20 protein-coding genes are annotated in these 18179 nt (G+C 59.2%); 7 read left to right on the top strand and 13 right to left on the bottom strand.

Features of this window, described 5'->3' with window-relative positions; translation table 11 throughout:
- Position 1: 1 nt before the first annotated feature.
- Both Q4G24_RS15110 and Q4G24_RS15105 read right to left on the bottom strand, forming a co-directional pair.
- The gene (locus Q4G24_RS15110; RefSeq protein ID WP_303367371.1) at positions 2–1255 is read right to left on the bottom strand and encodes a hypothetical protein; all 1254 of its coding nucleotides are present in this window, start codon (positions 1253–1255) and stop codon (positions 2–4) included.
- Between the two features lie 92 nt (positions 1256–1347).
- Positions 1348–1788: a DUF1036 domain-containing protein gene (locus tag Q4G24_RS15105; RefSeq protein ID WP_303367370.1), complete on the bottom strand. Its 441-nt coding sequence runs from the start codon at positions 1786–1788 to the stop codon at positions 1348–1350.
- 27 nt (positions 1789–1815) lie between these two features.
- On the opposite strand from Q4G24_RS15105, the gene Q4G24_RS15100 reads away from it, so the two are divergent.
- From Q4G24_RS15100 to Q4G24_RS15075, 6 genes are all read left to right on the top strand, one after another.
- On the top strand, positions 1816–2265 hold the full coding sequence (locus Q4G24_RS15100) for a hypothetical protein (RefSeq protein WP_303367369.1): 450 nt from the start codon (positions 1816–1818) through the stop codon (positions 2263–2265).
- A 28-nt stretch (positions 2266–2293) separates the two neighbouring features.
- Positions 2294–2728, top strand: a complete 435-nt coding sequence (locus Q4G24_RS15095; RefSeq protein WP_303367368.1) for a hypothetical protein — start codon at positions 2294–2296, stop codon at positions 2726–2728.
- Between the two features lie 125 nt (positions 2729–2853).
- Positions 2854–3390 carry a MotA/TolQ/ExbB proton channel family protein gene (locus Q4G24_RS15090; RefSeq protein WP_303367367.1) on the top strand — a complete coding sequence of 179 codons (537 nt, stop codon included), beginning with the start codon at positions 2854–2856 and terminating at the stop codon, positions 3388–3390.
- A gap of 6 nt (positions 3391–3396) precedes the next feature.
- A complete protein-coding gene (locus Q4G24_RS15085; protein ID WP_303367366.1) occupies positions 3397–3849 on the top strand; it encodes a biopolymer transporter ExbD in 453 nt (150 codons plus the stop codon).
- A complete protein-coding gene (locus tag Q4G24_RS15080) occupies positions 3846–4241 on the top strand; it encodes a biopolymer transporter ExbD (protein ID WP_303367365.1) in 396 nt (131 codons plus the stop codon). Before Q4G24_RS15085 ends, Q4G24_RS15080 begins: the two co-directional genes overlap by 4 nt.
- Positions 4238–5254, top strand: a complete 1017-nt coding sequence (locus Q4G24_RS15075; RefSeq protein WP_303367364.1) for a hypothetical protein — start codon at positions 4238–4240, stop codon at positions 5252–5254. The genes Q4G24_RS15080 and Q4G24_RS15075 overlap by 4 nt, the downstream gene beginning before the upstream one ends.
- Here Q4G24_RS15075 and Q4G24_RS15070 read toward each other — a convergent pair.
- From Q4G24_RS15070 to Q4G24_RS15020, 11 genes are all read right to left on the bottom strand, one after another.
- On the bottom strand, positions 5251–5709 hold the full coding sequence (locus tag Q4G24_RS15070; protein WP_303367363.1) for a hypothetical protein: 459 nt from the start codon (positions 5707–5709) through the stop codon (positions 5251–5253). The two genes, Q4G24_RS15075 and Q4G24_RS15070, sit on opposite strands and share 4 nt — an antisense overlap.
- Before the next feature lie 12 nt (positions 5710–5721).
- Positions 5722–8346: a type VI secretion system ATPase TssH gene (tssH, locus tag Q4G24_RS15065; RefSeq protein WP_303367362.1), complete on the bottom strand. Its 2625-nt coding sequence runs from the start codon at positions 8344–8346 to the stop codon at positions 5722–5724.
- 10 nt (positions 8347–8356) lie between these two features.
- The gene (gene tssG / locus Q4G24_RS15060; RefSeq protein WP_303367361.1) at positions 8357–9349 is read right to left on the bottom strand and encodes a type VI secretion system baseplate subunit TssG; all 993 of its coding nucleotides are present in this window, start codon (positions 9347–9349) and stop codon (positions 8357–8359) included.
- Entirely contained in the window at positions 9349–11256 is a 1908-nt protein-coding gene (gene tssF / locus Q4G24_RS15055; RefSeq protein WP_303367360.1) for a type VI secretion system baseplate subunit TssF, read from the bottom strand. The genes tssG and tssF overlap by 1 nt, the downstream gene beginning before the upstream one ends.
- Positions 11253–11777, bottom strand: coding sequence for a GPW/gp25 family protein (locus Q4G24_RS15050; RefSeq protein ID WP_303367359.1), 525 nt, complete (start codon positions 11775–11777; stop codon positions 11253–11255). Before Q4G24_RS15050 ends, tssF begins: the two co-directional genes overlap by 4 nt.
- Positions 11778–11955: 178 nt before the next feature.
- A complete protein-coding gene (locus tag Q4G24_RS15045) occupies positions 11956–12453 on the bottom strand; it encodes a type VI secretion system tube protein Hcp (protein ID WP_303367358.1) in 498 nt (165 codons plus the stop codon).
- Between the two features lie 38 nt (positions 12454–12491).
- Positions 12492–13982 carry a type VI secretion system contractile sheath large subunit gene (gene tssC / locus Q4G24_RS15040; RefSeq protein ID WP_303367357.1) on the bottom strand — a complete coding sequence of 497 codons (1491 nt, stop codon included), beginning with the start codon at positions 13980–13982 and terminating at the stop codon, positions 12492–12494.
- A complete protein-coding gene (gene tssB / locus Q4G24_RS15035) occupies positions 13983–14501 on the bottom strand; it encodes a type VI secretion system contractile sheath small subunit (protein ID WP_303367356.1) in 519 nt (172 codons plus the stop codon).
- A gap of 92 nt (positions 14502–14593) precedes the next feature.
- Positions 14594–15904, bottom strand: coding sequence for an ImpA family type VI secretion system protein (locus Q4G24_RS15030; protein WP_303367355.1), 1311 nt, complete (start codon positions 15902–15904; stop codon positions 14594–14596).
- Between the two features lie 14 nt (positions 15905–15918).
- On the bottom strand, positions 15919–17073 hold the full coding sequence (gene tagH, locus Q4G24_RS15025) for a type VI secretion system-associated FHA domain protein TagH (protein WP_303367354.1): 1155 nt from the start codon (positions 17071–17073) through the stop codon (positions 15919–15921).
- Between the two features lie 7 nt (positions 17074–17080).
- On the bottom strand, positions 17081–17656 hold the full coding sequence (locus Q4G24_RS15020) for a hypothetical protein (protein ID WP_303367353.1): 576 nt from the start codon (positions 17654–17656) through the stop codon (positions 17081–17083).
- Positions 17657–17816: 160 nt separating this feature from the next.
- Here Q4G24_RS15020 and Q4G24_RS15015 point away from each other — a divergent pair, with 160 nt between their 5' ends.
- A complete protein-coding gene (locus Q4G24_RS15015) occupies positions 17817–18089 on the top strand; it encodes a hypothetical protein (protein WP_303367352.1) in 273 nt (90 codons plus the stop codon).
- Positions 18090–18179: the final 90 nt, after the last annotated feature.

The following is an 18179-nucleotide window of genomic DNA, read 5'->3' as shown; positions in this document are numbered from 1 at the left end:
GTCAGCGAAAGACGCCGGAACCGACCAGGTTCGGGTTGATACTGCGCTCACCGCCCGGATTGGGCGCGGTGACACCAGAGGGTTGCTGCCCACCCGCAGGCTGACTCTCACGCGGCGGTGTCGTGCGAGGTGTCCGGTTGCTGGCTGCCGTGGCCGGGGCGCGCCCCGTATTGCCACGCACCGACGGCTGTGCCCCACCCGGCGACCTTGGAGTGACAGCCCGCACCACCGGACAACGGGCAGAGCTGTTGTCAATGATGGTGCGCCACGCTTCGGGACCGGGCAGGGTAGCGGCCTCGGCCCTGCCGATCACCTCAAAGTAGCGGCCCAGCGCAAGCGCCGAACCATTCCCCCAGGCCCCGTCGATCCCCGAAGTGTAACATCCCATCCGCGCCAACTCTGTCTGAACCGCTGCGGCCATCTGCCCCGGCGCGGGGTCGAAAGCACCGCCGATCAGCAGCCTGTGGAACAACTCGGGGTCGCGGTCACGGATCTTTTCGCGCTCGGCAAAGGCAACGCCCATCGGGCCACGCACCCCCGGTGCCAACAGGCTGGCCAGATCGCCGACAATGATCGACGGTTCCGGCAGACCGGCACGGCGAGGCAATATCCCCCTGTCCGCATCAGCCCCCGGTGGTGCAGCTTGTGCGCCCACCTCTGTCGGCAATGTTGCGACAATGACCGGCGAGGCCGCAGTCCCGGCCATTTGCTGCGGGTCCAGCGCCGTGATAACCAGCCCGCCTAACGGCTGCGAGACCAGCGGCCCGGCAGCACGCACCGCTTTGGTCGCATTTGCAGCCTCATCAGCATCATCGGCACCATACACAGCAAAGCCTGCATGACGCAGCATCGCCCATTGCCTGTCCCGTTCCGGCGCGGCCAGCGCCTCGGCAGCACCGTCGCGCAACGCCTCCGCATCACAATTCGCAGGATCAGCAGGCCGGGCCACCGTCGCGGACACCGCACCGATCACCGCCGTAGCCTGCCAGCCACAATCATTGACGACCAGCAGCGCCTCCGCAGGCAGAGTCTCGGCAAGCGCGCCCAGCCCCGGCACAGGCGCACCGACATAAACCGCGCCTGACGGGGGGGGCGCAAGGTCCAGCGCGGGCGTCACCGTCAGCCGTTCTTCGGGCAACGCAGAAAACGCCCTGACGTTCGCATCATCCTGATCCGCCAGAACGGTTACATGCGCAGGCATCTCAGAGATTTGGGCATGAAACGGCAAGGGCCAGATGCTGAACCCCACCGCCACGATCATCCCTATATGCCGACAAGGCGTCACGCCGTATTTCCTCGTTTTCTGCCGTTTGCCTGATCCAGTCAGCCCGTATCCCGCGCAAGATCTCATTCTGGACGCGGCACGACAAAAATTGTCCAGTTCGTCTGTTCGCCGGTGTCCACCTCAAGGAAACGCGCATCCAGATAGCCGCGCAACAGGCAATCCTCCTGATCGCTGGTTTCAAAGCGGCGCGGGGCAACGCACATCGGGATCGCACCGGACAACACCTCTTTACCAAAAACATCCGCAGCAAAAACATAGAAAAATCGTGACCGCAGGGGCATACGTTCCAGCGTGGCGCATTGGCTTGGCGCAACCCGCCACCAACCGCGCGACCGGAACCCCTGCTCCTCTGGCTCGGCCAACGCAACATTAAGCACGTCAAAGGACTGGTTACACAGACGCAACGTCGCGTGAGCCGCCCCCCCTTGCAGAATCGCAGCAAACAGCCCCGCCCCAAAGACAATGCGACGAAAACCCGTATGTTGATGGAAGGGAGCGGGCATGATAGCTTTGCTGCGAAAGGTGGGACGATGAAAGCACATATCATCATAGCCGCAGGACTTGCTGCTGCAAGCGCCGCATGGGGCTTTACCCAAGCCATTGCATTGCTGTCCCCCGCACCCGTGCCAACGATCACCCGCAGCCCGGTGCCAGTCGAACGTATCGTGCCGGATGTCAGCCTGCCGGTTGTCGCAACGGCACCTATGACGGTGCCCCCCCAGCGAGCACAACAGACAGACGCCCCGGCAAGATTCGGCCTCGACGAAAACCGCCCCCCGGTGCCCGATCAGATGCCGCCGCAAAATACCAGCCTTGCTACCAGCACCATAATCGATGACGTTTCGGGACTGGACAAGGCCCCGCGCATGTTCTTGTTGACCCCCTCAGATACAGCCGGGCAGCACACCACGCCTATGCCGCTGCCCTCCGCGACCTCTGGCAAGTTCCTGAATCTGCCGGTCAGCGGGGTTTATCGCTGAACCACATATCCCGCATGAGAACCCTTGCATGAAAGCCACCCTGTTTTCCCTTGCGCTATGTGTGTTCCCCCCCGTGGCAATGGCACAGACCACTCCATTACCCGAGGCCAGCCTGCTGCTGGAGATGAACAGCGCGACAGACCTGCCCGACGAAGGCTGTCAGCTCACCATGGTTTCAACCAATCGCCTGCCGCATGGGCTGACCCGTGCGGCATGGCAAGTGGCTGTTTTCGACAGCGCAGGCGTGGTGCGTTACCTGCCGGTTCTGGATTTCGGCGCATTGCCCATGGGCAAGACAAAGGTCGCTGCTTTTCCCCTTCCCGGCCTGAGCTGCACGAATATCAGCCGCATTGTCGTTAATGACGTCGCGGAATGCCGGGCCGATGACGGAACCGACCTGCGCGATGCCTGTCTTGCGGCATTAGCTACGCAAACGCGCGGTCATATCGACTTTGGCCTTTAAAAAGGATCGTTCAGAACATGGGTTTCACAAACCTTTTCCAAGGCCTGCCAATTTCATCGCTTATCGTATTCCTTGCGCTTGGAGTGCTGTCGGTTATCACTCTGACAGTCACCATCTTTAAGCTGATGCAGTTTTCACACATTGGGCTTGGACACCATAAGCTGGCGGAAACGATTCTTGAGGACTGGCTGAACGGCCGCCCAGATGAAGCACAACGCCGCGCCAGGGCTGACCGCTCGGTTCTGGCACGGGTGCTGACCGCCGTCATGGCGGGGCTGCGCGCCCGCCCCAACGATCCGACCTATGGCGAAGAGCTGGCCCGTCAGACGGCACTGGTTGAACTGGCCCAGATGAACAGCCGGATGCGCCTTCTGGAAGCCATCGTGCAGGCCGCGCCTATGCTGGGGCTTTTGGGAACGGTTATCGGGATGATTGATGCCTTTGGCAATCTTGCCATCAGCCAGCAGACAGCCGATCCACGACTTCTTGCTTCAGGGATATGGACGGCGCTGACCACAACGGCGGCCGGTCTGGCGATTGCGCTGGTGGCATATTTCATCGCTTCATGGCTGGAAGGACGGATCGAGGATGAACGTCAGACCATGGAGATGGTGATTTCCGCCGCCATCCACGGTCAGGTTGCCCAGATCACGAAACACTGACCCTGAATGATCGTCCGATCCTGTCAAAAACTGGCACTTCCCCGCAGCCCGCGTCGCTATCGGTTTACGATGACACCGCTGGCGGATGTGATGTTCCAGCTTTTGGTGTTCTTTATGCTGTCCTCGAATGTCATGCCCTATGCGCTGCTGACCGTGCGCAGCGGCGGGATCGAGACCGACGGCAAAGAGCCGGATGACAGCACCCTGCACTCGGCCCCGACAGCCGCGGCGACAACCGCCGTCTGGACATTGGCAGCCGATGGCATCACCGCCAGCGGGCAGCGCTTCGGGCTGGACCGCCTGCCCGATCTGGCCGCGGCGCTTGGTGCGCAGCAAACCCGTAATCTTTTGCTGATTATCCGCCCCGGTGTAGATATTCAGACCGTGGTCACGGTTCTGGAACAGCTTGCAGCGCGGGGGATCACCTCGGTTCAGATCGCAGACGGAGGGCGCGGATGAAGCCGTTGATCCCGCCACGCCGATCTGAACCGATCCGCATCGACACCTCACTCGCCATCGTCAACATAGTGCTTTTGCTGATCTTTTTCTTTGTCATAGCAGGACAAGAAATCTCGCAAGACACTGGCTTTGATCTGGCTGAAACACGGGAATTGCCACTGGACCGGCTGCCCTCGCCCATCTTGATCGTTGATGCCGATCATAATTGGGTACTGGATGGTGCCGCAATTTCGCCCGAGCTTCTGGCTGGTTCAATGGCTGGGCGTGGTGAGACGCTTTACCTGATGATTGATCGCAAAGCCCCGGCCAGCACTCTGATTAATGTTTTGGGCCGCCCTGAAACGGCAGGGTTTGAAATCCGGCTGGTCACGATCCACGAGGACAGGCAATGATCGGCCTGCCATCACAGCAGCGAAGATGGACGGGGGCTGCGGCGCTGTCCCTGACTCTTCATGCCACAGCACTGGGAATCCTGATCTGGCAGCCTGCCATACCATTTCTGACGGCACCGTCCCTGATCCCGCCACAGATCAATATCACGACTTTTGCCCCGTCCGGCGCGAGCGATGAAAATGTCCTGACGTCCTCGATTGCCCCAGTGACAGACCCCGAGCCGGCGCCCCCGGAACAATCCAAGGCACAGCCATCTCCCGAAGCCTCAACGGTTCTTTCCCCGGATAATCCGAATAGCAGCCCGACCCCGGATATTTCCCCTGAAACCGGAGCGGGTGATCCAGCCCCGGGGCCAGCGCCGCAAAGCGTAGCCCAGGCCACCTCAGAACAGCCGCCAGACCCGCGCCTGCTGCAACTGTTCGCACGAATCCGGGAACAACTGACCGATCCTTGCTTGCTGGCTTTGCCTGCCCTCCGGGACGATGGCAATATCCAGCTTGGGATTCTGGCCGCTAATGATCGCCAGATTGCCGCTCTGACCAACACACTGACCAAGGGGCTGGACATCGGCATCACGCCAGAGGCGATGCTGCTCGACCAGCGCCAATGCCCCGGCATTACACTGGCCCGAAATGATGCGCTTTACCCGGCCTTTGGGGTGGGACTGCGGCTGGAAGCGCCCCGAATCGAAAGCGGCATGTCCCTGCGCGGGCAAATTATCGGCGGCGCAGGTTATTACAACACCCTGCTGCTGGTCGATGACAATGGTGTAGTCCACGACCTGCGGCGCTTTCTGATCGCCTCGGCCGGAGAGATCAGCTTTGATGTGCCACTGGCCCGCGCGAGCGTATCACGCGACACGCATCAGCTTCTGATCGCCATTGTCAGCCCAACCCGCCCCGCAACAGTCGCCACCCGCAGCGGTGAACTCGCAACGGATTTCTTTCCAGCCCTGACACGGGAACTGGAGGGGCAGGCCCGCATCGGCATTACGGGCATCTATGTCCATTAACCCCCCGCCATCGCTTCGACAGCCTTGCGCACAGCCTGTTCAGCCCCCTTGCGGATCACAAATTGCTTAATCTGGTTTTTGGTCAAGGTCTTGGCAACGCCCCTGGCCGTCATTTTGACGCCCCGGCTGAAATAGACCGTCCAGAAACCCTCCATCACCAAAGAAGTCCCGAATTGCGCAAACATCTGCCCGGCCATTTGCCCGAAACCGGGATCGCGCATGATGACATCAAGATCAAGCCGCGCAGTCATGGCAACCTCGGTCACGGCACTCCCCTCCTCACCGAGCAGAGGGATTTTCGACTTCACCCATTCACCGCCGCTGACCTTGCCATCCTTATTGCTATCCCGGTCATCAAAGAAGGCCGCAACAATCACCGCGTCATTGTCAAGGAACCCGACAGCCCCGATGGGCTGGCCGCCCTTTGTCACCTCGATCCAGTCAAGTCTGCTCATGGCCATTTCCCTTTAAGTAAAATCATAAGCAAAGCGTCCAGCGTCAACGCGGATCGTGACATCGCCCATCGTCTCGCCCGCGACCATCCGGGCCAGCACCTGCCGCGACAGATCGGGCAGGATCGAGTTGGTGATGATGTTGTCGATCATCCGCCCGCCGCTGTCGGGATCGCGGCACTGATCGACGATATGGTCGATCACCGCCTCGTCCCATAGCAGCGCCGCGCCGTGGCTGTCGCGCATCCGGCGGGCGACCGAACCCAGCTTCAGACGCGTGATCCCCGCCAGCACATCCGCGTTCAGCGGCACATAGGGGATCACCACCAGACGGCCCAGAAGCGCGGGCGGGAACACCCGCAGCAGATCCTGTTTCAGCGCGGCGTCCAGTGCCTCGGGGTCAGCCGGGGTGCCGCCCTCGGCCGCGCGCATGATCGTGTCGGTGCCTACATTCGAGGTCATCAGGATCAGCGTGTTGCGGAAATTGATCGGTCGGCCGTTGCCGTCCTCCATCCGGCCCTTGTCGAAGACCTGAAAGAACAGCTCGTGCACGTCCGGGTGCGCCTTTTCCATCTCGTCCAGCAGGACGACGGAATAGGGCTTGCGGCGGACGGCCTCGGTCAGACGGCCACCCTCGCCATAGCCGACATAGCCGGGGGGCGCGCCTTTCAGCAGGCTGACGGAATGGGCCTCCTGAAACTCGGACATATTGATGGTGATGACGTTCTGTTCGCCGCCATAAAGCTGTTCGGCCAGCGCCAGCGCGGTTTCCGTCTTGCCGACGCCCGAGGGGCCGCACAGCATGAACACGCCGATGGGCTTTTCCGGGTTGCCAAGACCCGCGCGGGCGGTTTCGACCCGGCGGGCGATGGATTGCAGCCCGTGATCCTGCCCGATGACACGTTCGCGCAGATGATCGGCCAGCCCAAGGATCGCCTGCAACTCATCGGCCACCATGCGCCCGGCGGGGATGCCGGTCCAGTCGCTGATGACAGAGGCGACCGCCTGATCGTCCACATGAGGCCAGATCATCCGGTCGTCGGCATGGATCGCGTGCAATTGCGCCATGCCCTGCGCCAGCTCGGCGCGGATCGCTTGCGCGTCGAAATCCTCGCCCGCCGCCTCGGCCAGACGGACGCGCAGGGATAGGATATTTTCGACGATGCCCTTTTCCGCCTCATACGCGGATTGCAGATCGGCCAACTGGCCGCGCAGGGTTTCGGCCTGTTCCTGCGCCTCGGCCAGACGCGCCTCGTCGGTGTCGCCAAGGTCGCGTTCGGCGGTCTTGGCGGCGATTTCGGTGTCCAGCGCGGCGATCCCGGCGGTCAGATCCGCGATCCGGGCCGGGGTGGCGGACTGGCTGACCGCAACGCGCGCGCAGGCGGTATCCAGCAGCGAGACCGCCTTGTCGGGCAGTTGCCGCGCGGGCAGATAGCGCGCCGAAAGCTTGACCGCAGCCACGACCGCCTCATCGCTGATGCGGACCTTGTGATGAGCCTCCATCGGGGCCAGCAAGCCGCGCATCATGTGGCAGGCGGTCTCGATCGACGGCTCATCCACGGAAATCGGCTGAAAGCGCCGGGTCAGGGCCGGGTCTTTCTCGAAATAGTTGCGATATTCGGCCCATGTCGTCGCGCCGATGGTGCGCAACGTCCCGCGCGCCAGTGCCGGTTTCAGCAGGTTGGCGGCATCACCCGTGCCTGCCGCACCGCCCGCGCCGATCAGGGTATGCGCCTCATCGATGAACAGGATGATCGGGGTGGGGCTGGCCTGCACCTCGTCGATGACCGAGCGAAGGCGCTGTTCAAACTCGCCCTTCATGCTGGCCCCGGCCTGCATCGCGCCGATGTCAAGCATATGCAGGCGCATCCCCTGCAACGCGGGCGGCACCGCGCCGGATGCCAAAGCCTGCGCGAAACCCTCGACCACGGCGGTTTTGCCGACGCCCGCCTCACCGGTCAGGATCGGGTTGTTCTGGCGGCGGCGCATCAGCACGTCGATGATCTGGCGGATTTCGTCGTCGCGCCCGACGACCGGGTCCATGCCGCCCTCGGCGGCCTGCGCCGTCATATCGACCGAGAAGCGGCCAAGCGCCGTGCCCGCCCCCGCCCGGTCGCCCTGACCCGAGGCCAGCCCCGCGCCATCCATCGGGCGCATGTCCTCTTCGTCCGAGCCAGACCAGAGGCTGCGCGCCTCGCCCGCCACGGCATCCGCCGACAGCTTGCCGAACTCGGTCGAATATCCGGTCAGCGCGCGGTGCAGCGCATCATCGGACAACAGCGCGACAAGCAGATGCCCGGTGCGGATCTGCGCTTCGCCGAAATACAGCGTGGCATAGGTCCATGCGTGGTTCAGCGCATCGGCCAGCCGTTCGGAAATGCCGGGGGTCTCGGTGACGTTTTTCTGCAAGGCCCCGGTCGCGCGGTCCAGATCGGACAGCACCCGCCCCCGGTCCAGCCCCGACTGCCGCAGCGTCAGCGAGATATCCGAATTCTGGTCCGAGACGGCGTGAAACAGCCAATGGCTCAGATCGACATTGCGGTTGCCGTCGCCGCGCGCCTGCCGCATGGCCTGAAGAAAGGCGTCATAGCCCAGGCGGTTCATCTTTCCGGCGAATTTCTCGATCGTGATGGCAGTCATCATGTCCCCTTTAATAATTTGCGGCGTCGAGCGCGAAGCTGGCCACCTCGACATAATCTTGAGCCGTCGCCCCCAAAACAGGTTTCAGAGCCGCCATCCAGCCAAGTGCGGCATCTCCGCCCAAAGCTGCGGGGGCAATTTGATCAGCCGGCAATGACAATGCCAGATCAACCAGATAGCTTTGCCCGAGATACCAAAAAACCAGCGCCGCAATACGCCTATATTCTCTTTGTCCGGGCAAGAATGCGCGGTAGGCATCAAGCGTTGGTATATTCAGGCAGATGCGGATTTTCTCATTCACGGATTGCACCCGCGCACCCAGATATAAATCCTGCCCCAAGCCTCCAACCATGCCCAATATCGCACGATCATCTGGTTCAAAGGTCAGCCAGTTTGGAACAAATTCCTCGACCTCGACCGCCAAGCGGAAATGCTGGCGCAACATTTGAGCAAGGCGCACCGGGCTGCGCACACGCCCACCAAAAACCGAAACCAAAGGCAGGCGTTCAATATCGGGAAACTCATCATGCTGATGATAAGCGGGCGTGCCGGTCCCCGAGATCGCAGCTATATAGGTTGCAAAACGATCTTCCTCAGGCCGGTCATGCTGGCTGATGGCATGGCTATCCGACCACGCCCGGAAAAACAACTGATAGAACCGCCCTGACAGAATATCGGTAAAGCGAACAAATCCATCTTCACCCTGATCTGCCCAACGCAAAACCTCTTCGGTCGTATTCAGCGGCAACGCACCTTGCGGCCCAAAGAAACCCATGAACCGCGCCCGCAAACGCAGAGAACCGCCCCCATCCTTGATTGAGGAAAACTCAGACGCCGGGAAATCCAGATATGGATCTTGTCCAATCTGCACAATGTCTTCGCCACGATGGCGCGAGCGGCCAATACGAGGCTTGTCTGGCGCTTCACGCTCCAGACGGCGCAGCAAGGCCAGAAACCCTGCTCTGGATGCCGAATCTGACACTGATACAAGCGGCTTTGCCATCACAACAGCGCCCCCATACCCATGCGCGGCGGCCAGCGTTTAATCTCGCCACGCTGGCGGCTGATCGTCACCATCTGGGTAAAGCTGTTCACACTTGCATATTCAGCCAGAAAACGATCCAGAATAGCCGCCATCAGGATAATACCACTGCCTTCAAAAGCGGCTTCGTCAAAAGTAATTGCAATCTCCAGCCCGCGCGCGGGGAAATACCCTTCCGGTCGTCGGATCGAGCGGGTAACAGGCCGAATGTTCATTGACAGCAGACCAGCGATCTGCGCCTCGGTCACGCTATCTGAAAGATCGGCAAACAGATTCAGCATTTCGCGCAGACTTGCAACAGCATCACGGCCAGAACGATCATCCAGCCCAAAATGATTTAGCGCCAGATAAGAGATCAACCGCCAATAAACATCCCCCTGACCCACGCGATGCGGACCGTTTTTCTCAACCTCGGTCATAGGTTCGCGCGGCGGGGTTGGTGCCGTAACAGCGGTCAGGAAAACATCACGCTCTTCGACCATATGAAAATTATCATGATCGGTCAGAGGCAGTGCCGCCGGAATATGCCGATTGGAGCATAATGCCCGAACATGTAATCTCTTGGCCTGGCCCCTATTTTCATCATCTGGCGGCTCATAAAGCGATAAAAATGTTTCGGTGCCTCGGTAATCAGCCCGGAAACCCAAGCGTTGCTCGCTTTCTGTCATGCGGCGGGGTTTACGGCGATAAGTGTAATACAGTGCCTTACGCGGGTCCATACCACCGTTCGGAACAGCATAAAGCGGGAAGACCTCTGTCTTATCAGCAGATGATGAATAGCTGGCACTGACGCCAAGAATACGCTGTATCTCATAATGAGTCATCGGACTTGCATCGGGGGTGACAACATATTCATGCATTTTATCGTTCGGTCGGATTGAATTGCTGCCCTCTTCAAACAAATTAATCGCCGGGGCACAATTCAGTCGCAAATCCCGAGGCCCTGTCTGGCGAGTCAGCTCGTCATTGATGCGACGAAACTCAAACACGATCTGAAAATCACGCGCACCAATATGGCGCAGGTGATCTGCGACAGACCTCAGGCGAAAACCCAGAAACTTTCGCGGGAAAATAAACAGCTCTCGCAGCAGGGCAAACCCCTGAAACAGCCGCGTATCATTATCAAAAAGCGTTTCATCACCATCAAATCCGACCTGCTCAATCTGATCTGGTCGCAAAGGAAGAAAAATTGGATCACCATTCGGGGCCAGCACCCGCAATGAAACCCGCAGCAAATCGCAATGGATCTGCTCATAAAGCGCAGTGGCTTCGGCCATGGAGGATGCGATATGAAAAGTCAGCGTATCGGGGGGCGACATCCCAGCAGAACTGAAGGTCGGGGCCATATCGACGACCAGCCCCGCCCGTGTTCCCTGCGCCACGTCACGGCCAAGCGCCCCGATGGCCGCTGTCCGGTCGTGATAGGCTATCGCCCCGATCCGCCACGGCACCACAGCCAGCGGCGCCGCCAACCGAAACCGGCACAGCACCCGCCGGCCAGCATCACGAAACGGTGCGTCCAGATACGCCCCTCGCGGCAGATCGCGAACGGTGCCACCTTCTTGATTGGCCTCTGGAATCGCGGCCTCGACCAACAGGCAGCTTGGTACCGGGGCCAGCGCATCTGGAAAAATCTGCTCCAAAAGCTCCATGGTAAAGCCGCGGAACTCTTCGTCCAGTTTAAGCTGAACCCGCGCAGCCAGAAACGCCGTGCCTTCCAGCAGCCCTGCCACCGCCGGGTCAATATTTTCACGCAGCAACCCGCCCAAACGGTCCGCGAGACCAGGAAATTCACGCGCGAACTCTGCCGAATGCTCATAAAGAATGGCCAGCTCGCGCTCATAAGCATCGCGAAAGGATTTTTTCATGGCTCACCCTTCATCCGGGTCATGGCAATCTTGCCTGCGGCTGGGTCCACTTCAGCCAAAAATTGCAAGGGAATATCCGTTGGATTGGCGATCATTTCGGCCAGTATCTCAAAGGTCAGGCGCTGATCCACGCCTGGACCGGAGCTTGTCACATGCACCTCGACCGTTTCGGATCTCAGGCGAGGTTCATTCCGAATAAGCGCGCTGCGAATGGCTTGCGCCATATCCCCCGGCGTCCGGCTGGAGTGCCACAACCCATCCATATCCTGAAACCCGAAATTCACGACCGATTTCTGCACATAAGGCGTATCATGCAAATTTATTACCACATCTAGCCGGATGGTATTCATCAGACTGGCAATATCGACCGCAAGATCATGCCGCAATGCGGCCTCGCTAACACCCTCGCGCCGCTTTTGGCTACGCATGGTCAGATCACGTTCACCATCGGTCAACTGACTTGCCACCTCCCGCGAATCGCGACGAGCAGCGGAATCACGAAACACATGCATCAGCGACATCTGCCGCAGGCCACTATAATCAACGTGGCCGGAATTATCGAAACCGTTCTGAGAATGCTCTGGCATAGTGATCGACGGTAATCCTCTGACACAAAGGCTTTATTAAAGCCACTGCGTCGAAAAAAAAGCGGGGCCGCCGCTTGCGCGCCGACCCCTGATATTTACGCGGTGCGGACTCTTACGAGTTCCACTCCTTGTTTTCAGCAATATCCCAGCCGGCCAAGGTTTCGGCACCAGCCGCGCCAGAATCTTCCTGAAGGGTATAAAGCACTTCGAACTTACGGAAGTTCAGGGTCAGGGTTTCCTGAATACGGTCTAGACCATCTTTCTGACCACCAGTATTATAGCTGGTAATCATGATATTTTCCATTTTGATGCGGAAATATTCGACCGGGTTATTACCACCCGATTTGCGCACGATCAGCTCACCGTTCTCGATATGCTCGCCCGAGGTGCAACGCTTGATCAGGTCATTCGAGGCCAAATCAACGTATTTGGTCAGGGTGATGTCTTGAACATTCACCTTGCCACCACCGCCACCGGCACCAATGTGGGTCGTGCCTGACTGGGTCAGACCCCAAGTCCAAGCCAAAACATCAATATTATTGCGATAGGTCGCATCCTGCGACTCACCCTTGATGTTGTTTGACAGTTTCAGGAAAATATCAACGGCCATTCAGGTATTCCTTCTGTTGAGTAAAGCCGGAACAGTTTTTATTCGCCCTTGGGAAGTTTGGATACAAGGGACATCCCAATATCCATCCCCTCAAGTTGGAAATGCGGTTTCAGGTAAAATTTCCCCATATAGTAGCCGGGGTTTTCTTCATCCTCCAGCACCTCCACTTGCGCGGCAGCCAAGGGTTTCTTGGCCTTCTCACGTTCGCTGGCACTTTCAGGATTACCTGAAACATATTTATTCACCCAGGTTTGCAACTGGGTCTGAAGCTGAAGCCGGTCAGGGCTTTGACCGATCTTGTCGCGCACCATACACTTCAAATAGTGACTAAAGCGTGACACTGCGAAGATATATGGCAGCCGCGAAGACATATTGTCCGAGGCCGTAGCCAGATCATCAACATATTTCTTGGGTCGATACAGGCTTTGCGCACCGATAAAAGCAGCCTTGTCAGTATGCTTGCGGTGAATCAACCCGATTAAGCCAACCTTGGACAATTCAGCCTCGCGCCGGTCCGTAATCGAAACTTCGGTCGGGCATTTCAGATCCTTGGACCCATCGCCAGTATCGAAGTTATGAGTCGGCAGGTTCAGCACCTCGCCACCGGCCTGCACGCCACGGATGCGCACAGTCCAGCCGTGCTCCTTATGGGCGCGGTTGATATTCACAGCCATGGCATGTGCGGCATTCATCCAGCCATATTTCTTGCCTTCGTGGCCGTCAGTATCTTCCTCGAAGTTGAACTCCTCAACCACCGAGTTTGAATTCTGACCATAAGGCTCGCGCGCCAGAACCCGTGGCAAAGTCAACGCAATATAGCGCGAGTTTTCCGAATCGCGCAGCCCGTTCCAGGCAGCGTAATCCGGCGTGGCAAAGATTTCGGAAACATCAGGCGGCGTCGCTATTTCGTTCCAGCTATCCATTCCCAGCAACTGCGGCGCGGCAGCGGAAATGAACGGCGCATGTGCGGCTGCCGCAATCTTGCTGATGTCGCGTAACAGCGATACATCGGCAGTTGAATGATCGAAATAATAATCCCCGATCAGCACCCCAAACGGCTTGCCGCCTAGTGTGCCAAACTCAGCCTCGTAAACGCGCTGATTCAGCGGAGATTTATCCCACTTTGCGCCCGGATAGCGGCGCATCATCTGCTGAAGCTCTTTCTTTGAAACGTTCATCACCTTGACACGCAGGGATGCATCCGTTTCGGAATTATTGATCGTATATGCCAGACCCCGCCACGCAGATTCCAGTTTCTGGAACTCTTCGTGATGGATAACCTCGTTCAACTGCTCGGTCAGCTTCTGGTCCAGCTTGGCCAACATTGCATCAATCGTATCAATAACGTCTTCCGCGATCAGCGTCTGATCGCCCAGCGCCTCGCGGGCCAAGGCGACAACAGCGTTATCCACCTCTTTTGCGGCAATTTCGGTGCGTGGCTTGATGGTCTGGCGCAGGATGTCCGAAAACTCATCCAGCTCGGCAAGAGCTTCAGAGCGGCCAACCTGTGACTGGGTATCCTGCGACATTTATTCCCCTTCCTCTTGCACCACGCCCTGATCCTCACGTTCCAGCAAAGCGGCCAGCAGCTCAGGATCGTTCAACAGCTTGCGGATCTGATCCTGCGCCTTGGGCTTAGAGTTCATGTAACGCTGAAGATTGGCCAGATGCTGCCGCGCCTCCAGCAGCTTTTTCAGCGCAGGGATCTGCCGGGCGATTTCAGCCGGGCTCAGGTCGGCCATCTTCTCGAACTGAAGCGAGATACCCAGACGATCTTCCCCGCCCATCTTGTTTTCGACATTGAAGCTAAGGCCGGGGGCCACGCTTTTCATATAGTCATCCAGCGATGCCGAGGTCACATCCGCAAAGTCGCGATCTTCCATCGCGGGCTTTTCGACCTCGGACGCGTTGCCAGACAGATCGGCCATCACCCCCATGACGAAAGGCAGCTCGACCATCTTTTCGGAATCATACGGGTCTTCATACGAAATACTAACCCGAGGCGGCCGGTTGCGCTTGATGAAATTGGTCGATTTATCAGATGCCATGACAAAATCCTATGCTTGCCTTAACGAAACGTTAATTTGCCCCAGAGTCAACCTCAGAACGCATGTTTCCAGAGGAAAAGGCAAGGGATTGCCTAACCTTCGGATATTTTCGCCACCCCTGGGAACAGCTCCGCGACCAGCGCACCGAAGCCCTTTCCAGAAAGCTCTCGTGCACGGATCAGCAGCAGAGGAATCGGACTGGCTGGCTCGTGCCGCTGGTAATAATCCTCAACCCCTGCCAGCCAGGCCCCAAGTTCGGCACGATCCGCAATCACCGGCACGGCAGAATTATGCGGCCGCGCAACCTCGTGACCCTGAGGGCCAAGCGCCTTCAGCCGCTCCATTGGCAGATGAAACCCGCTGCCATGCCCGACGGCCAACGTGGCCTGCGCCGCCTGCGCGGGCATCAGCATCTCCAGCGCCCCGACCAGCGACATTCCGACAAGCTGGCGGGCCTGCACGACCAGCAGCAAAACCGGGGATGACGGATCGCGTTCCGCCAGATAGCGCTCTGCCGCCAGCAATGCGGCAGATGCCGCGGCGCGGTCCGGCACATTGCGCCTTGAAGTCACTGCTTCGGGCAAAGCTGGTGCCGCTGCCGGGGTATCTTCTTGCGGTTGTGGCGGCAACATATCTGTGCGCAACGTTGCCGCAGGCTGCCACGCCGCCAGCTCGGGCGCGACTTCGGCAATCATAGCCTGCATATCAGCCAGAACCTGTCGCAGCGGGTTCAGATCGGGCGGCGCCCCCCCACTGGCCAGCGCAGAGGCCGAAGACAACACAGCCACCGCAGAAAGCGCGCGGTTCAGCATATCCTGCGTCCGCGCCAGAGCGGGCTTTTGCCCATTCGCCCGCAGCGGGGAAAGAATATCCTGCCCTTCTGGGCCCTCTTCGTTCTGGCGTGGCACAATGCGCCCTTCGGCAATCATGTGCTGGCGCAATGTCGCGTTGGTATTCGGCACAAGCGGGAAGTATTGCAGCGGCATGATAACCGTCGCCGGTTCAGCCAACACCTCGATGGCCGCGCGGCGATCCTGCACCGGATGGGTTTCGGCCGGCCATTTCGTGACCAGAGCGGCCATTGCTTCCAGGCTGTCCGTAAAATCCGGCAGGCGTCCGGCAAGGATCTGAAACCGCGCCCAAAGCCCCAGCAGCCGCAAATCGCGCGAACGTTTCAGCAACCGCGTTATCGCCGCGCTTTCCGCCCCGAGGGCAACGGAACGCGGATCAAAAAGCCGGTCCGCGCCCCCCGCATCGGCATGGCCGGGGATAAAGTAACGCTCTGGCAGCCGGGATTCCGCCTCATAGTAGTATGCGTCGAATGCCTCATCCCCGATGGCAGCCAGATCGGAACCACAAGGCAACGCGTCTTCAACCGGCACCAGCAACCAATCAAGTGACATGCCGCTTCCCTTTGCTATTCACCGATCCGACCGCCATCCGCCTTGCGATAGGCTTCCGCGAACAGGCGGATGAACTCATCCAGTATCCCATTATCATGGGCGGCTTTTTCATGCCAACGCGCAATGAAAATATCCCATGCCCGCGCCTTACGACTGCCGGTCAGCGCGCCGCCCTTGACCTCGGCCTCAATCCGGGTTGGCTCCAGATCGTCCACAAGCCGCAGCAATGCCGGTTGCAGCGCCGCAAAAACCGCAGCCTGATGGCGGCGCAAATCGCTGATCGCCTCGTAATAGCCCGCAGCCCCGACCAGAAACCCCGCACGAGGGCGCAGAAACAGCGCCTCTATCGCCTGCTCCGGGTCCGGCAGGAACTTTAATGGATTGTTATCGCTTGCCCCCCGCATGGTGCGCTCTGCCGCACGGGTGAAATGGCGGGCATTGGCACGATCCTGAAGCGCGGCGGCAAGCTGTTCAGACACTATGCGAAGCGTCTCGCCAAGAGCATGACCCAATTCTTCGGCATCGACACCAGCCATCAATTCCGGGGCAACCCCTGCCCCTCTGGCGAAAGCCGCCAGAAAAGCGGCAGGATCAGCCGATTGTGGCGCGGCTTGTTCCTGCGCATCAGACAGCACCACCGGAACAGTCGCGGACAAAGGCAAAAAATCACTGGCGAAATCCGCCTGGCGATCCGCAGACGGGACAGGCGGCATCGGATCAACTGGTGTGATCGGCGCCCCACCACTCCCCCCAATTGCCCAAGGATCATCGGCAGCGACCGGAGACGTCTCGATTGCCGGCTGCCCCAGATCATATTCCGGCAATGAGCTGACGCTCATTTCTTTCAGCACGGCATGATTTATCAATGCAATGATGATATATTGACCGACCTGAAAGCGGTCTCCATCCTGCAAGCGATGCGCCCCATCCAGCCGGTGCCGCTGGCCCTGAAGGAATGTCCCGTTCGTCGAGCAATCACCAAGCCACCAGTCGCGCCCATCATGGTATACATCGAAATGATGCCCTGAGATATGACGGCTGGCGTCCGGCAGAACCCAGCCCATCCCGACCGACCGGCCCGCTTGCAATCCCGACAGCGGAACGGTGACGGTCGCCGGCCCGCCATCATCCAGAACCTGAAAGTTCTCAATCTGAAGAATCAACGTCATGGTCCGGTCAATAGACCCTGAAAAGCGTTTCCGCCATATCCAGCACCCGCGCCAGATGAACCGGACGCCGTGCAAGCGGCACACGCGCCAAACAAGACAGCACCGCCGCATTCAGCGCCACCGGCGCCTTATGGGCCGGAGCGGGCTCTGGATCATTCGGCGCAGGCCCGCCCGTTGACCACCCGACCGCCAGCCCCAACAACACAGAAGGCGTGCGCGAGGGTGCATATAGCGCATCCCGCATAATCTTGTGGCGCAGCGACATCGACGGGCTGGACAGCCATGTGGCAACCTCTTGCATCATCGGCCGTTCCAGCGGCGACAGATGGTCAGCCATTGACCGCAGGCACTCATACCCCCACCCCACCGCCACATTCGGCAGCGCGGCAAAAGCAGCATAGGTGACGGCCTCCTCTGGTGTCGTCGAGGCCCGCAAGCGATTCAGAAACCGCAACCCGGCTTCACCTTCAAGCGGTCTCAGCTTGACCAAGTCAGCCAAGCGCGGGGCCTGACCCAAAAGCTCTGCCGGGCTGTCCGTTACAAGCATCCGCTTTGGCGGACGGGTCTTTTCACTATCGTCCATGACTGCGCTGCACCCCTGTTTCTGCCGCTGAACTTAGCCACAGCACGGCGACAGATACAACGATGTCAGTTTATTGTGAACCAGCCTCCGAGGGCAAAGGACACGAAGGAAACACGCCCATTCGGCTCCACCACTTCCAGCGGTTGTAAGGCCCAGCGCCATGAGCAGGTTCCCAAAGGGCGACTCGAAGTTAGGCCATCGGCAAGTCGAAGGCCGGCTGGACGATCAGTATCTCTGCAAGAAGCGCCACTTGATTGAAAACTGCTCCTGCAAGCTCAAAGATTTCAAGCGCATCATCCTGCTCACCCAAAAGCCGGACAGTTCGTTCAAAACAATGATCTATGCTTCGGCAGCACTCATCAACGCGCGAGGAATCTCAACGGGGCTTAGCGCGCCACACCCAGCGCCAATGAGGCATAAAAACCCGCGCTGACCACACCAATAAGCTGAAATCAAAAGGAAATATTCCCATTGCGACCAACCGGCTTACGGGATAAAATTAATCAATTATTATATGCATTTT

Source organism: Paracoccus sp. (in: a-proteobacteria) (assembly GCF_030538695.1).
Taxonomy (GTDB): Bacteria; Pseudomonadota; Alphaproteobacteria; order Rhodobacterales; family Rhodobacteraceae; genus Paracoccus.
Note: the sequence above shows the minus strand (reverse complement) of the source record. Positions and strands in the feature narration are given on the sequence as shown.

Bases quoted from the DNA above. Each gene is read 5' to 3' on its own strand.
- Q4G24_RS15105 (WP_303367370.1), bottom strand. From the start codon at position 1,788: ATGCCCGCTCCCTTCCATCAACATACGGGTTTTCGTCGCATTGTCTTT.
- Q4G24_RS15100 (WP_303367369.1), top strand. From the start codon at position 1,816: ATGAAAGCACATATCATCATAGCCGCAGGACTTGCTGCTGCAAGCGCC.
- Q4G24_RS15095 (WP_303367368.1), top strand. From the start codon at position 2,294: ATGAAAGCCACCCTGTTTTCCCTTGCGCTATGTGTGTTCCCCCCCGTG.
- Q4G24_RS15090 (WP_303367367.1), top strand. From the start codon at position 2,854: ATGCAGTTTTCACACATTGGGCTTGGACACCATAAGCTGGCGGAAACG.
- Q4G24_RS15085 (WP_303367366.1), top strand. From the start codon at position 3,397: ATGATCGTCCGATCCTGTCAAAAACTGGCACTTCCCCGCAGCCCGCGT.
- Q4G24_RS15080 (WP_303367365.1), top strand. From the start codon at position 3,846: ATGAAGCCGTTGATCCCGCCACGCCGATCTGAACCGATCCGCATCGAC.
- Q4G24_RS15075 (WP_303367364.1), top strand. From the start codon at position 4,238: ATGATCGGCCTGCCATCACAGCAGCGAAGATGGACGGGGGCTGCGGCG.
- Q4G24_RS15070 (WP_303367363.1), bottom strand. From the start codon at position 5,709: ATGAGCAGACTTGACTGGATCGAGGTGACAAAGGGCGGCCAGCCCATC.
- tssH (WP_303367362.1), bottom strand. From the start codon at position 8,346: ATGACTGCCATCACGATCGAGAAATTCGCCGGAAAGATGAACCGCCTG.
- tssG (WP_303367361.1), bottom strand. From the start codon at position 9,349: ATGGCAAAGCCGCTTGTATCAGTGTCAGATTCGGCATCCAGAGCAGGG.
- tssF (WP_303367360.1), bottom strand. From the start codon at position 11,256: ATGAAAAAATCCTTTCGCGATGCTTATGAGCGCGAGCTGGCCATTCTT.
- Q4G24_RS15050 (WP_303367359.1), bottom strand. From the start codon at position 11,777: ATGTCGCTGATGCATGTGTTTCGTGATTCCGCTGCTCGTCGCGATTCG.
- Q4G24_RS15045 (WP_303367358.1), bottom strand. From the start codon at position 12,453: ATGGCCGTTGATATTTTCCTGAAACTGTCAAACAACATCAAGGGTGAG.
- tssC (WP_303367357.1), bottom strand. From the start codon at position 13,982: ATGTCGCAGGATACCCAGTCACAGGTTGGCCGCTCTGAAGCTCTTGCC.
- tssB (WP_303367356.1), bottom strand. From the start codon at position 14,501: ATGGCATCTGATAAATCGACCAATTTCATCAAGCGCAACCGGCCGCCT.
- Q4G24_RS15030 (WP_303367355.1), bottom strand. From the start codon at position 15,904: ATGTCACTTGATTGGTTGCTGGTGCCGGTTGAAGACGCGTTGCCTTGT.
- tagH (WP_303367354.1), bottom strand. From the start codon at position 17,073: ATGACGTTGATTCTTCAGATTGAGAACTTTCAGGTTCTGGATGATGGC.
- Q4G24_RS15020 (WP_303367353.1), bottom strand. From the start codon at position 17,656: ATGGACGATAGTGAAAAGACCCGTCCGCCAAAGCGGATGCTTGTAACG.
- Q4G24_RS15015 (WP_303367352.1), top strand. From the start codon at position 17,817: ATGAGCAGGTTCCCAAAGGGCGACTCGAAGTTAGGCCATCGGCAAGTC.